This is a genomic window from Hoeflea sp. EC-HK425, from assembly GCF_902498795.1.
GTDB classification, from domain to species: Bacteria; Pseudomonadota; Alphaproteobacteria; order Rhizobiales; family Rhizobiaceae; genus Hoeflea; species Hoeflea alexandrii.
Genome location: NZ_LR701572.1, coordinates 1,542,998 through 1,557,511, shown reverse-complemented (window position 1 = coordinate 1,557,511; position 14,514 = coordinate 1,542,998). Strand labels below are relative to the sequence as shown.

Below are 14,514 nucleotides of genomic sequence, written 5' to 3'. Positions count from 1 at the left end.
CAATGCTCCTCCGTTCAATCTTTCAGCGCGGCGGCACGCAGGGCCTGCGACAGCACCTCGCGGTCGCCGATATGGTTGGCCATAAGCAGGATCAGCCGCGCATTGAGCGCGTCGCTTTGCTCTTTGGTGAGGCCCTCGTGCACCGAGAGCAGATCGGCATAGAATTCGTCAGGCCCGTTGATGTTGGCCTTTGTGTTGAGCGCGGTCATCGATTACCTCCCGATCGCCTTGAGAAGTGCCGCCTTGACGGCCGCTTCGTCGTAATGGTCCCATCGCGCCGCCACATGCTGGTCCGGACGGACCAGATAGACCGCCTTGCCAGCATCGCCGAGGTAGCGCTGCTTGAGATAGCCATCCGCATCGCCGGCAGTCGCCAGCGCCAGCCGCTTCACCTCGATCCCGTCTACACTAAGGGCTTCAGGAGCATATTCATCTATGGTCATCAGCTGAAAGCCGAATCCCGTCCGGTCGAGCAGCCAGCCGCCCGGAACCGGCGCGTCGACCATCGGCGAGCCCGGCCGCGTACGCGCCGGCATCAACGCGCAATCATCGCCATTAAGTGGCGAACCGTCATAGGTGCATGGCACCGACAACCGTCCCGAATTGACCATCGGCCGTGTCGCCTCGTAGCGCTCCGACAGGTCCAGAACCGCATCGCGGAAAATGCGGCTGATCTCCGATTTCGGCGTGATGAAATCGGTCGACCGCGACGAGTTGAGAATGTTCTCGTCCGCTCCGTGAACCCGTTCGGCATCATAAGAGTCAAGAAGCGTAACCGGCGACTTACCATCGATGATCAGTTTGAGTTTCCAGGCCAGGTTGTCGGTGTCCTGCAGGCCCGAATTGGCGCCGCGGGCGCCGAATGGCGAGACCTGATGCGCGGCGTCGCCGGCGAAGATCACCCGGCCCTGATGGAACTTGTCCATACGCCGGCACTGGAACGTGTAGATCGAGCTCCATTCGAGCTCGTAGCTGATGTCGTCGCCAAGCATCGCCTTCAGCCGCCGGTCGATGTTCTCGGGCTTGAGCTCCTCGGCACGGTCGATATCCCAGCCGAGCTGGAAATCGATGCGCCAGACATTATCGGGCTGCTTGTGCAGGAGCGCCGACTGCCCGCGATTGAAGGGCGGGTCGAACCAGAACCAGCGCTCGGTCGGAAACTTGGCCTCCATCACCACATCGGCAATGAGAAAATTGTCCTCGAAGACGCGGCCGACGAAGTCCAACCCCATCATGGTCCGGATCGGCGAAGCCGCTCCGTCGCAGGCAATAGCAAAGTCCGCCTGCACCCTGTAGGGGCCGTCTGGCGTGCTGATCGTCAGTTCGGCGCGTTCGTCATCCTGGGTCACCTCGACAACCTTGTTGCCGCCGCGCAGCTCGATCGGCTTGCCTTCGGCCTGCAACTGGCGCACCCGGTCGACCAGATACTGCTCCATGTAGTATTGCTGCAGGTTGATGAAGGCCGGACGCTTGTGCCCCTCTTCGGGCAGCAGGTTGAAGCCGAACACCTGGCGTTCGTCGAAATAGACCTTGCCGAGGTTCCAGACCACGCCCTTGTCGACCATCGGATCGCCGCAACCGAGCCGGTCGAGAATCTCGAGCGGCCGCTTGGCAAAACAGATCGCCCGCGATCCCCAGGAAACCTTGTCATTCTCGTCGATCACGACAACCGGTACGTCTTGCATCGCAAGATCGATTGCCAGCGCCAGCCCCACAGGTCCGGCGCCGACAACCACCACCTTGTGGCGCACCGGCGTTGCCTGATCCTGGTCAGCAGAGCGCTGATACGGATAGAGCGGAACCTCGAATATCTTGCTCATGATCTCCCTTCCTGCCGATCACCGGGCCGATCCTGAGCTGATCGGACCGGACATCGCACGCCTCAAACCAAAAATATTAGTTACAGATGTAACTATCAACCCGCGAATTGTCTTTTGGATGGACGGTCCATGCAAACCTCGAACCCGGAAGACCTGTGCTGAGGTTGCATGTCCCAATGCCCGATGGAACTCATCGCGTTGCGGTGGATGCAACGGGCGGACTGCGCCGCCCGCGCGCTTCAGCCCTGCAGCTGCGCCCACATGTCCGCATCGCGTTCCGCGGTCCAGATTCGTGGCGTATCGATGCCGCGGGCTTCGTCATAGGCGCGGGCGACATTGAACGGAAGGCAGTGCTCGTAGATCGCGAAATCCTTGAACTTCGGATCGCATTCGGCCCGCACCGCGTCCCACGCTTCTTTCAGCGTGCCGCCGCGCGCCACCACCTTGGCCACCGGGCGATAGGTGGAATCGACGAAGTCGCGGGTGCTGTCGATCGCCGCATTGACCATCTCGCGGCCGACCAGCGCATCTCCGCGTCCGGGACCGATCGCCTGCGGATCAAACATCCGGATCATGTCGAGCGTATCGCCCCAGTCGTCGAAATGGCCGTCGCCGCAATAGCACGCCGAGTGGTACTCGACGATGTCGCCGGTGAACATGACTTCCTCATCGGGCACCCAGGCGACGATGTCGCCGGCGGTGTGGGCGCGGCCGAGATGCATCAGGTCAACCTTGCGCTTGCCGAGATAGACGGTCATCCGCTCGGAAAAGGTGGTCGTCGGATAGGTCAACCCGGGAATGCTCTCATGGCCCTGAAACAGCCGCGGAAAGCGTTCGAACTCCGACGCCCAGTCCTCGGCGCCGCGCTCCTCCACCATCGCCCGCGCCACGTCGCCCATGATCACGGTCGGCGCATTGTAGGCAGACGCCCCGAGCACGCGCACGGCGTGGTAATGGGTCATCACCAGATGGCTGATCGGCTTGTCGGTAACCGAACGGATCTTCTCGATCACCTTGTTTGCCAGACGCGGGGTCGCCTGCGCCTCGATCACCATGACGCTGTCATCGCCGATGATGACGCCGGAATTGGGATCTCCTTCAGCCGTGAAAGCCCAGATGTCCCGGCCGATCTCGGTAAAGGAGATGTTCTTTTCCGTCATGTCACCGGCGGATGCGAATTTCTTGCTCATTGATCTGTCCTAAACTTTTTCAACTGTCTGCTCGATGGCGCCGAAGATCGAATGGCCATCGGCGTCCTTCATTTCGATGCGCACGGTATCGCCGAAGCGCATGAACGGCGTTGACGGCTTGCCCGATGCGATCGTCTCGATCATGCGGATCTCGGCAATGCAGGAATAGCCTGCGCCGCCCTCGCTCACCGGCTTGCCGGGGTCACCGTCCGGCCCCTTGTTCGACACGGTGCCGGAACCGATGATCGTTCCGGCGCACAGCGGACGGGTCTTTGCTGCATGTGCGATCAATTGCGGAAAATCGAAGGTCATGTCGACCCCGGCATTGGCGCGGCCAAAGGCTTCACCATTGAGATCGACATCGAGCGGCAGGCTGAGCTTGCCGCCATCCCAGGCATCGCCCAACTCGTCAGGCGTGACCGTGACCGGCGAGAATGCAGACGACGGCTTGGCCTGGAAGAAGCCGAAGCCCTTTGCAAGCTCCGCCGGGATCAGCCCGCGCAGGCTCACATCATTGACCAGCATCACCAATTCGATCGCCTCGCGGCAGGTGTCGATATCGGCCCCCATCGGCACATCACCGACGATGACTGCGACTTCGCCTTCACAATCGATCCCCCAGGCTTCATCCGCCATCCGGATCGGGCCACGCGGAGCCAGGAAACTGTCGGAGCCGCCCTGGTACATCAGCGGTTCTTCCCAGAAACTCGCCGGCATCTCCGCGCCGCGCGCCTTGCGCACCAGCTCGACGTGATTGACATAGGCCGAACCGTCGGCCCACTGATAGGCCCGCGGCAGCGGCGACAGCGCATCGCGCTCGTGAAACCGTTCGGTCGGCTCCGCGCCGCTTTCCAGCATCTGGGCCACATCCCGAAGCCGCGGCGCCACGTGCTTCCAGTCATCAAGTGCCGCCTGCAGCGTCCGCGCGATGTGCGGCACCCCCGACGCACGGGTGAGATCACGCGAGACGACGACGAGACGCCCGTCCCGGCTGCCGTCACGAAGAGTGGCTAGTTTCATGCGATGTTCCTCTGTGGTTTGTCAGATGGACCTCAGGTTCCGGTCCATCTCTCCCTTTGTCTCGTCCCGGAACGGGATAACTTGGCCCCCGCGCTCAGGCCGGCCGGGCAGTCTCGGCATGCCCGGAGTACCGCTCGGCTTCCGCGTCGCGGCAATCTAGATGATGGCCTACTTGGCGCCCGACCACCCGCCGGCTTCCGGCGTGCCGTCGAATTTCCGCTCGATCCCCTCCCAGCAGTTCACATAGCCGTTCTGAAGCGTTTCCAGCTCTGCCGCGTAACGGGTGACCATCTGCGGGAAGCGGGTTTCGAACATGAACGCCATCGTATCGGACAGCTTGACTGGTTTCAGGTCCACCGTCGAGGCCTTTTCAAAGGCATCATGATCAGGCCCGTGCGGCATCATCATGTTGTGCAGGCTCATGCCACCGGGCACGAAGCCTTCTTCCTTAGCGTCGTACTGGCCTTCGATAAGGCCCATGAATTCGCTCATGATGTTGCGGTGATACCAGGGCGGACGGAACGAATGCTCGGCCACCATCCAGCGCGGCGGGAAGATCACGAAATCGATGTTCGCCGTTCCCGCCTCGCCCGAAGGCGCTGTCAGCACCGTGAAGATCGACGGATCGGGATGGTCGAAGCCGATCGCGCCAACCGGCGAATAGGTCCTCAGATCGTACTTGTAGGGTGCGTAATTGCCGTGCCAGGCCACCACGTCGAGCGGCGAATGGCCAATGGCCGTGACATGAAAGACGCCGCACCATTTGATGTGCACAAGGCAGGTCGTTTCCTTGTCCTCGTAGGCCGCGACCGGGGTCTTGAAATCGCGCGGATTGGCCAGGCAGTTGGCGCCGATCGGCCCGCGTTCGGGAAGCGTGAACTTGGCGCCGTAATTCTCGCAGACATAGCCGCGCGCCCGTTCGACACCTTCGCCGCGCATCACCTTGAACATCATGCCGCGCGGCAACACCACGATCTCCAGCGGAGCAACTTCAATGATGCCCATTTCCGTGAAGATTGTGAGGGCACCTTCCTGGGGCACGATCATCATCTCGCCGTCGGCATTGAAGAAGTAGTCGTCTTCCATATCGGCGGTCAGCGCATAGACATGCGTCGCCATGCCGGCCTGCCCGACCACGTCGCCGGCGGTGGTGATGGTGTGCAGCGAATCAAGAAAATGCACGTCCCCGTCCGGATAGGGTGTCGGATCCCAGCGCCGCTGGCCCAACGACAGGATACCCGAATCCTGGGCCGGCGCCGAACGCCAGTACGGCCGGTCGATCACCCTGAAATCCGTTGTGTGACGAACGCTCGGGCGGATACGGTAGAGCCAGGAGCGCTCGTTGGTGCCGCGCGGCGCGGTGAACGGAGAGCCGGAAAGCTGCTCGGCATAGAGCCCGTAGGCGCAGCGCTGCGGCGAATTCTGGCCCTGCGGCAGAGCACCCGGCAGGCTTTCCGTTTCAAAGTCGTTTCCAAAACCCGGCATATAGGCAAGCGACATTGCAGCACTCCGATAACTGGTCAGATCAGGCCCGCATAAAATCAGTTGTAAATGTAACTATCAACCTTGTCGCGCACGATATGGATGCGCCGTCGGAAGCATGGTGAAAATTGAGGAAACCCATTAGCATCGGATCAGACCTAATGGATCAACCACAGAAACCAGAGCTGCCACAGCCGCTATCCGGGAGGCTCATGTGTCCCTAGAATCAGAGTTGCGCACCTGGGACCGAAAGTCCGTAAAAGCCATCATTCAGATCCACGAGAACAATGCCGCGGACGAAGACTTGATGGACAGGCTTGTTACCCTGGCGGGCACCCAGGATCTCGAAACCGGCGCCACATGGCTTTTGAAGCACAGGCTGGAAAATGCGCTCGACAGGCTCGATCCTGACCTGACCCTCAAACTGGTGGCTTTGCTGCCCGGACTGTCAGACTGGGAGGCCAAGCTGCATTGCCTGCAGATTTTTCCCCATATCGCCTTCTCCGGGCCGAGCAAGGAGACGGCGTGGCGTTTCGTGCTGGCCTGCAGCCGGGAGCCAAACAAGTTTGTAAGGGCGTGGGCCTATTCCGGCCTGCATCAGCTTGCTCTTGACCATCCGACGTATCGCGAGCAGGCACGCGCCGTTCTGGAAGCCGCCGAACGAAGCGAAACGGCCCCTTCCGTGAAAGTGCGGTTGCGCCGGGTTCTCGAGCAGGGCTTGCCGGAAGGTCCAGCCTGAAGCCGCAAGGCCGGTGTTTGCCTGCGCTCTCCCGGTCGGTTTGATGTCACAATTGGCAGTTCATCCGCGTTGAGGATCGGAATCCGAAAACATGGCGAAAAAGGCCCGTTTCGCTTGTCTCCAGGGCAACAAATCCCTGTCTTTCATAGAGCGCACGAGCGCGTGGATTGCTGTCGATCACATCGAGACGAATACGCGCCAGCCCAAAATCGATGGCTTTCAACCGGACGGCGTCGAGGAGCATGGTGCCCACACCCTGCCCCCGCGCGGAAGCGGAAACGAAGATTCCATCCATCAGCAGCGTGCCAGCTTCTACCGGCCGCTCCAGCACTGAAAGCAACAAACCGCGCCAGAATCCACCAACCGGCCCGTAAACCTTTGTCATCTCCCGCAAGCCGCCGCCGACAAACCCGCCTTCGGTCGTCTTGAAGCCGACGATCCCGAGAAGTTCTCCGCGTTCCGACACGGCGCTGATCGCATGCGACGGGTCGATAGCGCTAACCAGGAAAGCAAGCGCCTTGGTTTCGGGTTTCATCACCGGCATCAGCTTGCCCTTGAAGGCTTCCCAGAACAGGGCGGCTGCGACGTCGCGATGATCCGTTCTCAGACCTTGCTCAATCGAGATCGGTGCGGAATCGGTCATTGATAGTGGCCTCGTTGAAAAGATCCGGCGCTGCCGGTAGCGTCAGCGAAGACGCGGCTGTGATGAAAGCCACCAGCGGCACAAGGCGCGCCGATGCCCTCTTCTATTTCAGTTCCTCGATCATCGCCGAGAAATCGCGTCCCTTGCCCTCACCCGCCACGAACTGATCATAGAGTTCTGTTGCCCGCGCGCCCATCGGCGTCATCGCTGAAACGCTCTCGGCTGCCTGTTGCGACAGCTTCAGATCCTTGAGCATCAATTCAGCGGCAAACCCAGGCTTGTAGCCATTGTCGGCCGGGCTTTGCGGACCGACGCCGGGCACCGGGCAATAGGTGTTGACCGACCAGCAGGAGCCCGACGAGGTCGAGACGACGTCGAACAGGCTCTGCGCCGACAGACCCAGCTTCTCGGCCAGCGCGAAGGCCTCACAAGCGCCGATCATCGAGATGCCGAGCAGCATGTTGTTGCAAATCTTGGCCGATTGCCCTGCCCCGGCCGCGCCGCAATGCACCGCCTTCTTGCCCATGATCTCGAAGAGTGGTGCGGCGCGCGAGAACGCCTCGTCGCTGCCGCCGGCCATGAAGGTCAGCGTCCCGGCAGCTGCTCCGCCAACGCCGCCCGATACCGGCGCATCGACGGAAAGCAGCCCATATGCGGCCGCCATCTCATGCGCGGCACGGGCGCTGTCCACGTCAACGGTCGAGCAATCGATGAACACCGAGCCCTTCGCGCCCGCAGGCACAATCTCCGCATAGACCGTCCGCAGGATCTCGCCATTCGGCAGCATGGTGATCACCGCATCCTGGCCGGATGCCGCTTCCGCCGCAGAGCCCGCCTTGGCCGCCCCTTCAACGGTCACGCCCGCGACGTCAAAGCCGGTCACATCATGTCCGGCCTTGATCAGGTTCGCCGCCATCGGCGCACCCATGTTGCCCAGTCCGATAAATCCGATTTTCATGACGTCCTCCCAAACACTTCATTCCCGAACGGCAACAGAGCCGTGGCTAAATATCGATATCGCCGCCCAGTGGTTCAGACAGCATCGCTGCCACCGTGTCAGCCGTCACCTCTTCAACGCTCGCGTGACGCCAGCGCGGGTTCCGGTCCTTGTCGATGATCGCCGCACGGATACCCTCGACGAAGTCTCCCTCAGACGCACTGCGCGAGGTAAAGCGGTACTCCTGTTGCAGCGCCGCGCGGATATCGTCGCTGGTTCGCGCCCGCCGCACCAGTTCAATCGTGCAGTTGGTTGAAAGCGGCGATCCGGCGCGAATGGCCTTGACTGTGGCCGCTCCCCAATCATTGTCCGGCAAGTCCGCCAGAATGTCGGTCAGCCTCTCACCGGCGAAATGGTCGTCCACCTGCGCGCGAAGCCCCATCAGCGGGCCGTCTTCCGGGTCTCGCGCAAGCGCCGCGACCGCCGACCAGTCTCCGCTTTCGATCAGGGTTTCGGTCAAACCCGGCCACTCGGTTTCCGGTATGAAATAATCGGCAAAGCCCGCGAGAATCGCGTCCGACGCGTTCATCCGGTAGCCGGTGACCCCGAGATACTCGCCGAGCCGTCCAGGCGCCCGCGCAAGCAGCAGCGTTCCGCCAACATCGGGCACCAGCCCGACCGCGCATTCCGGCATGGCGATTTTCGAGCTTTCCCCGACCACACGGTGCGAGCCGTGCAGCGACACGCCGACTCCACCGCCCATGGTAAATCCCTGGCACAGTGCAATATAGGGTTTCGGATAGGTCGCGATCTTGGCGTTGAGCCTGTACTCGTCGCGCCAGAAGGTCCGGCCCGCATCGAAATCGCCCTTGGACGCGGTGTCGTACATGTACTGCAGGTCGCCCCCGGCGGAAAACGCCTTGTGGCCTTCCGCGTCGATCAGCACGCAGGCGACGTCATCGTCGTCACGCCAGCCGTCGAGCGCCGCCTCGATCGCCAGCACCATCTCGTAGGTAACCGCATTGAGCGCTTCGGGCCGCTGCAGCGTGATCTGTCCGATCCGGCCGATCTTGCGGATGCGGATGCTCATGCGGCGCGTTCCGCCAGCAGCGCCCGCGACACGATCAGCCGCATGATCTCGTTGGTGCCTTCCAGAATCTGGTGGACCCTGAGATCGCGGACGATCTTCTCGACGCCATAATCCGCCAGATAGCCATATCCGCCATGCAGCTGCAGCGCGTCATTGGCGACATTGAACGCCGTGTCGGTGACGAACCGCTTCGCCATCGCGCAGAACTTGGTCGCATCGGGGGCCTTGCGGTCAAGCTTGCTCGCCGCCTGGCGCAGGAAGATCCGCGCCGCCTGCATTTCGGTTTCCATGTCGGCCAGCCGGAACTGAAGCGCCTGGAACTGGTCGATGGTCTTGCCGAAGGCTTCGCGCTCGCCCATATAGGCGAGCGTCTTGTCGAGCGCCGATTGCGCGCCGCCGAGTGCCGAGGCTGCAATGTTGAGCCGCCCGCCGTCGAGCCCGCTCATGGCATAACGGAAACCGGCGCCCTCCTCACCAAGCAGATTTTCGGCCGGGATCACGCAATCGTCGAACTGCACCTGCGAGGTCGGCTGCGACCGCCACCCCATCTTGTTCTCCGGCGCACCGAAGGAAAGTCCTGGCGTGCCGTCCTCGACGACCACAGCAGAGATCCCTTTGGGGCCATCCGCCCCGGTGCGGGTCATCACCAGGTAGAGATCGGAAAACCCGCCGCCGGAAATGAACGCCTTGGTGCCATTGAGCTTGTAGCCTTCATTGGTCCGTTCGGCGCGGGTCCGAAGCGCCGAGGCATCCGATCCCGAGCCCGGTTCGGTCAGGCAGTAGGAGGCGATCTTGTTCATCGTGACCAGATCAGGCAACAGCCGCGCCTTCATTTCGACCGAGCCGTAGGACGAGACCATCCAGGTGCACATGTTGTGGATCGACAGGAACGAGGCCACCGAAGGACAGGCCATCGATAAGGCCTCGAACACCAGCGTCGCGTCGAGCCGGGTCAGACCCGAGCCACCGTCCTCTTCCGGCACGTAGATTGCCGCGAGCCCGAGGGCGGCGGCGTCCTCAAGCACGGAGCGCGGGATCGCCTCTTCCTTTTCCCATTGCGCCGCGAAGGGCGCGATCTTTTCGGCGCCGAAGTCGCGCGCCATGTCGAAGATCGCCTGCTGTTCCTCGTTCAGCTCAAAGTCCATGGCCATTCCGCCTCCCGGTGCCTGACAATATCTTTGCGTGGTTCGTTCAACCCATGGTCGGGATGACGAACTCGGCTCCTTCCTTGATACCGGAAGGCCAGCGCGCGGTCACCGTCTTGGTGCGGGTATAGAACCGGAATGCATCCGGGCCGTGCTGGTTGAGATCGCCGAAGCCGGATTTCTTCCAGCCGCCGAAGGTGTGATAGGCCAGCGGCACCGGGATCGGCACGTTGACGCCGACCATGCCGATATTGATCCGGCTGACGAAATCGCGTGCGGTGTCACCATCGCGGGTGTAGATCGCGGTACCGTTGCCGTATTCGTGCTCCATCGGGTAGCGCAGCGCCTCGGCATAGTTGGGCGCACGAACCACGGAGAGAACCGGCCCGAAGATTTCCTGCGTGTAGATGTCCATATCGCGGGTGACATTGTCGAACAGGCAGCCGCCGATGAAGTTGCCGTTCTCATAGCCCTGCAGCTTGAAATCGCGGCCGTCGACCACGAGCTTGGCGCCCTGCTCGACGCCGGAATTGACGAGGCCAAGGACCCGGTCGCGCGCCTGTTTCGTCACCAGCGGGCCGAAATCGACGTCATCACCGCCGGTGTACGGCCCGATCTTCAGAGCTTCAACGCGGGGTGCCAGTTTCTCGATCAAGAGATCGGCGGTCTTTTCGCCGACCGGCACTGCCACCGAAATCGCCATGCAGCGTTCGCCCGCAGCCCCATAGCCGGCACCGATCAGCGCATCGACGGCCTGGTCCATGTCGGCGTCCGGCATGATGATCATGTGGTTCTTGGCGCCGCCAAAACACTGCACCCGCTTGCCGTTGGCGCAGCCGCGGGCATAGATGTACTGCGCGATCGGGGTCGATCCGACAAAGCCGATCGCCATGATTTCGGGATGATCGAGAATGGCATCCACCGCATCCTTGTCGCCGTTTACGACATTAAGAATGCCGTCCGGCGCACCCGCCTCGCTCATCAGTTCGGCCAGCATCAGCGGCACCGACGGATCGCGCTCCGAGGGCTTGAGGATGAAGGCATTGCCGGCGGCGATCGCTGGGCAGAATTTCCACATCGGGATCATAGCCGGGAAATTGAACGGCGTGATGCCCGCCACCACACCCAGCGGCTGGCGCAGCGAATACATGTCGATGCCGGGACCTGCGCCCTCGGTGAACTCGCCCTTGAGCAGATGCGGCGCGCCAAAGCAGAACTCGGCCACTTCCAGACCGCGGATCACGTCGCCCTTGGCGTCGGGAATGGTCTTGCCGTGTTCACGGGAAAGGGCTTCGGCGAGCTTGTCCATGTCGCGGTGCAAGAGCTCAACGAACTTCATCAGCACGCGGGCCCGCTTCTGCGGATTGGTCGCAGCCCAGCCGACCTGCGCGCGCGCCGCAATGGCCACGGCTTCGGCCATTTCATCGTTGGAGGCCAGCGGCACCTTCGCCTGAACTTCGCCGGTTGCCGGGTTCATCACGTCGGCAAACCGGCCCGACTTGCCCTTCACGTGCTGGCCGCCGATATAGTGGGTGAGTTCTTGCATGGTCCTGCCTCCGGAATGGTCACGTTGAGTACATCTTGCACTCACCGAACTTGAAGCTCAATCAGCCGGATTGCTCAACCGATGTGCACAAACTGTAGCCCGGCAGGATCAGACGGTGTCAGGCAGCCGAAAGCCCGCCGTCGACCTGCAAGGTCTGGCCGGTAACGAAACTTGATGCCGGATCAGCGAGATAGATCATGCCGGTAATCACTTCATCGACTTCGGCCAGCCGCCGCATCGGTATTGCCTGAACCATAGCGGCCTCCGCCGCCGCGCGGTCCTTGCCGGCCCTGTCGAGAAAATCCGTCGCCATCGGCGTCCGCGCGAACGAAGGACACAGCGCATTGACCCGGACGCCGCGGCGCGCATATTCGATCGCCGCCGACTTTGTCAGGCCCACGACACCGTGCTTGGCCGCCGCATAGACCGAAAGCATCGGCGCGGCCACCACGCCGGCGACAGAGGCGACATTGACGATTGCGCCGGTCTCGCCGGTCTCGCGAAAACGCTGCTCGAGCGCCGGCAATTGCGCCCGCATCGCATAAAACACACCCATCAGGTCGATATCGATGACCTTGCGGGCGTCAGCGATCGGCGTCCTTGGCAACGGCATCATGTCATGCACGATGCCGGCATTGTTGATGGCAATGTCGAGCCGGCCGAATTCCGACAACGCCTTTTCCACCAGCCGTTCGGACAGTTCCGGATCGGAAATGTCACCGCTGACCACGACCGCCTGGTCGCCAAGTTCTTTGGCCAGGGCGTCAAGCCGGTCGGAGGCGAGATCGCTGATTACCAGCTTTGCCCCGGCCTTTGCGAAATGCTGTATCGCCGCTTGACCAAAGCCGCCGGTGGCGCCGGTCACGATGATTGCACGTCCTTGAAAATCCGCCATTGTTCAAGCCTTTCCGGCCATGATGTCATTCGCCATGTCCGCGAGCTGCGGCACGGCCTTGCCGATTTCACGGGCGCGTTCGGGGTTGGAGGCATTGCCGTCGAGCGCGCGCTTGTAGACGCCTTGCAGGATCGCAGCGAGCCTGAAAAACGAGAATGACAGGCAGAACGTCCAGTTGTCGACCGTGATGCCGCTGCGCTCCGAGTAGAGCGCCACATAGTCTGCTTCACTCGGGATGCCGAGTTCAGCCCGATCAAGCCCGCCCAGGCCCCGGAAGCCGCTCTTGTGCGGCAGCCGCCACTGCATGCACTGATAGGAAAGATCGGCCAACGGGTGGCCGAGCGTTGAAAGTTCCCAGTCGATCAGTGCCCTCACTTCCTCGCCATGGGGTGCAAAGATCATGTTGTCGAGTCGGTAGTCGCCGTGCACCACCGAAACCATGCCGTCATCGTCGGGCAGGTTTTCCCAAAGCCATTCCATCAGCCGATCCATGGCCGGCAGTTCCTCGGTCTTGCTGGCGATGTACTGTTCGCTCCAGCGCCGGATCTGCCGCGCGAAATAGTTTCCCGGACGCCCGTAATCGGACAGTCCGGCAGCCTCGACATCAACCTTGTGAAGCCGCGCCAGAACATCGTTCATGCCGTCATAGATGGCAGAGCGCTCCTGCTTGTTGACTTCAGGCAAGGCCGGATCCCAGAAAATGCGGCCCTCGACCAGTTCCATGACGAAATACATCCGGCCGATGGCACTGTCTTCTCCGGAAAGCCCATAGACCTTCGGCACCGGCACGTTGTTTGCAGCCAGCGCCTTCATCACCCGGTACTCGCGGTCGACCTGGTGGGCCGATTTCAACAGTGTCCCGGGTGGCTTGGCCCGAAGCACATAGCGGCCACTGTCGGCCTCCACCCTGTAGGTCGGGTTGGACTGGCCAGTGTTGAATTTCTCGATCGCATGAAGCCCTGAAAAACCCGGGACGAGCTCGTGCAACTCGTCCGCCAGGGCTTCCATGTCGAAGGGTTGTTCTTCCATCTCACGCATCCTTGAAAAGGCGGATATCGTGTTGCACCGACAGCCCGCCGTCAATCGGCAGGATCGCGCCGGTGATATAGGCCCCTGCCCGGCTGCACAGATAGAGCGTGGCGCCGGCCACATCGTCGGGGCCGCCAATGCGCCCAAGCGGAACACCGGCGCTGACCCGTTCGACCTGTTCTTCCCTGGCGGTGGCGAAGGCTGTCATTCTGCTTTGAAACGGTCCGGGGGCGAACGCATTGACAGTAATGCGCCGTCCGGCAAGTTCTTCGGCGAGGATCCTGGTCAGGTGGTGAACCGCAGCCTTTGAGGCCGAATAGGAATAGGCCCCGTCGGCGGCCGGCTGGGTTCCCATCACCGAGCCCAGATTGATGATCCGCGCCGGATCGGCATCACTCGCCGCCTCGACCAAAAGTGGTGTCAGGTCCCGCGTCAGAGTGAAAAGCCCCGCCACATTCACCGACATCACCTTGGCCCATGCGGCGTGGGAAAACTCTTCATAAGCCGCACCCCAGGACACGCCCGCATTGTTGACGAGTATGTGGAGACGGTCAGTCCGTACCTTCACGGCCTCGACCAGGTCGGCAACACCTTCGGCCGTGCCGACGTCTCCGGCAAATCCCTCGGCCGAACCTGCCGCGCCCAGCGCATTGATCTCTTCAGCCACACGCACGCAATCCTCCCCCTTGCGCGATGCGATCATCACGCGAGCGCCGGCCTGAACCAGACCTGTGGCGATCATGCGTCCGATACCGGTCGCACCACCCGTGACCAGGGCCGTTTTGCCCTTCACTCCGAAAAGATCGCCAAGATAGCTGTCGCTCGCATCACTCATGTCTTCTCTCTCCCCGTGCGATGAACGGCCTTACCAGCGCCGCATCACGTTCTGACGATAGCGTTGTCTCGTCGATTGACAACATACTCGATAGTATGTTCAAGTCGCCGCCAACTGCAAGACGGTTTGAAAATTATCTTTGC

General features: G+C 61.9%; 14 protein-coding genes. 1 reads left to right on the top strand and 13 read right to left on the bottom strand.

Annotated elements, in window-relative coordinates:
* Positions 1-14 precede the first annotated feature (14 nt).
* The 5 genes from SPHINGO391_RS10190 to hmgA all read right to left on the bottom strand — a co-directional run bounded on the left by SPHINGO391_RS10190 (position 15) and on the right by hmgA (position 5,530).
* Positions 15-209 carry a DUF2783 domain-containing protein gene (locus tag SPHINGO391_RS10190; protein ID WP_152008729.1) on the bottom strand — a complete coding sequence of 65 codons (195 nt, stop codon included), beginning with the start codon at positions 207-209 and terminating at the stop codon, positions 15-17.
* 3 nt (positions 210-212) lie between these two features.
* On the bottom strand, positions 213-1,820 hold the full coding sequence (locus SPHINGO391_RS10185; RefSeq protein WP_152008728.1) for an FAD-dependent oxidoreductase: 1,608 nt from the start codon (positions 1,818-1,820) through the stop codon (positions 213-215).
* A 239-nt stretch (positions 1,821-2,059) separates the two neighbouring features.
* Complete coding sequence (locus SPHINGO391_RS10180) at positions 2,060-3,010, bottom strand: MBL fold metallo-hydrolase (protein WP_152008727.1); 951 nt, start codon at positions 3,008-3,010, stop codon at positions 2,060-2,062.
* Between the two features lie 9 nt (positions 3,011-3,019).
* Positions 3,020-4,030, bottom strand: coding sequence for a fumarylacetoacetate hydrolase family protein (locus SPHINGO391_RS10175; RefSeq protein WP_152008726.1), 1,011 nt, complete (start codon positions 4,028-4,030; stop codon positions 3,020-3,022).
* A 168-nt stretch (positions 4,031-4,198) separates the two neighbouring features.
* Entirely contained in the window at positions 4,199-5,530 is a 1,332-nt protein-coding gene (hmgA, locus tag SPHINGO391_RS10170) for a homogentisate 1,2-dioxygenase (RefSeq protein ID WP_152008725.1), read from the bottom strand.
* A gap of 196 nt (positions 5,531-5,726) precedes the next feature.
* On the opposite strand from hmgA, the gene SPHINGO391_RS10165 reads away from it, so the two are divergent.
* Entirely contained in the window at positions 5,727-6,251 is a 525-nt protein-coding gene (locus tag SPHINGO391_RS10165; protein ID WP_152008724.1) for a hypothetical protein, read from the top strand.
* 46 nt (positions 6,252-6,297) lie between these two features.
* Here SPHINGO391_RS10165 and SPHINGO391_RS10160 read toward each other — a convergent pair whose 3' ends face one another.
* From SPHINGO391_RS10160 to SPHINGO391_RS10125, 8 genes are all read right to left on the bottom strand, one after another.
* Positions 6,298-6,795 (bottom strand): GNAT family N-acetyltransferase, encoded by a 498-nt coding sequence (locus SPHINGO391_RS10160; protein ID WP_244615160.1) that lies wholly within the window; start codon positions 6,793-6,795, stop codon positions 6,298-6,300.
* Positions 6,796-6,997: 202 nt separating this feature from the next.
* Positions 6,998-7,852, bottom strand: a complete 855-nt coding sequence (gene mmsB, locus SPHINGO391_RS10155; protein WP_152008722.1) for a 3-hydroxyisobutyrate dehydrogenase — start codon at positions 7,850-7,852, stop codon at positions 6,998-7,000.
* Positions 7,853-7,898: 46 nt separating this feature from the next.
* Positions 7,899-8,921: an enoyl-CoA hydratase/isomerase family protein gene (locus SPHINGO391_RS10150; RefSeq protein ID WP_152008721.1), complete on the bottom strand. Its 1,023-nt coding sequence runs from the start codon at positions 8,919-8,921 to the stop codon at positions 7,899-7,901.
* A complete protein-coding gene (locus SPHINGO391_RS10145) occupies positions 8,918-10,066 on the bottom strand; it encodes an acyl-CoA dehydrogenase family protein (protein ID WP_152011509.1) in 1,149 nt (382 codons plus the stop codon). Before SPHINGO391_RS10145 ends, SPHINGO391_RS10150 begins: the two co-directional genes overlap by 4 nt.
* Positions 10,067-10,112: 46 nt before the next feature.
* Positions 10,113-11,612: a CoA-acylating methylmalonate-semialdehyde dehydrogenase gene (locus tag SPHINGO391_RS10140; RefSeq protein WP_152008720.1), complete on the bottom strand. Its 1,500-nt coding sequence runs from the start codon at positions 11,610-11,612 to the stop codon at positions 10,113-10,115.
* Between the two features lie 118 nt (positions 11,613-11,730).
* Complete coding sequence (locus SPHINGO391_RS10135) at positions 11,731-12,507, bottom strand: SDR family NAD(P)-dependent oxidoreductase (RefSeq protein ID WP_152008719.1); 777 nt, start codon at positions 12,505-12,507, stop codon at positions 11,731-11,733.
* Between the two features lie 3 nt (positions 12,508-12,510).
* Positions 12,511-13,536 carry a phosphotransferase gene (locus SPHINGO391_RS10130; protein ID WP_152008718.1) on the bottom strand — a complete coding sequence of 342 codons (1,026 nt, stop codon included), beginning with the start codon at positions 13,534-13,536 and terminating at the stop codon, positions 12,511-12,513.
* A 1-nt stretch (position 13,537) separates the two neighbouring features.
* Entirely contained in the window at positions 13,538-14,371 is an 834-nt protein-coding gene (locus SPHINGO391_RS10125; protein WP_152008717.1) for an SDR family oxidoreductase, read from the bottom strand.
* Positions 14,372-14,514: the final 143 nt, after the last annotated feature.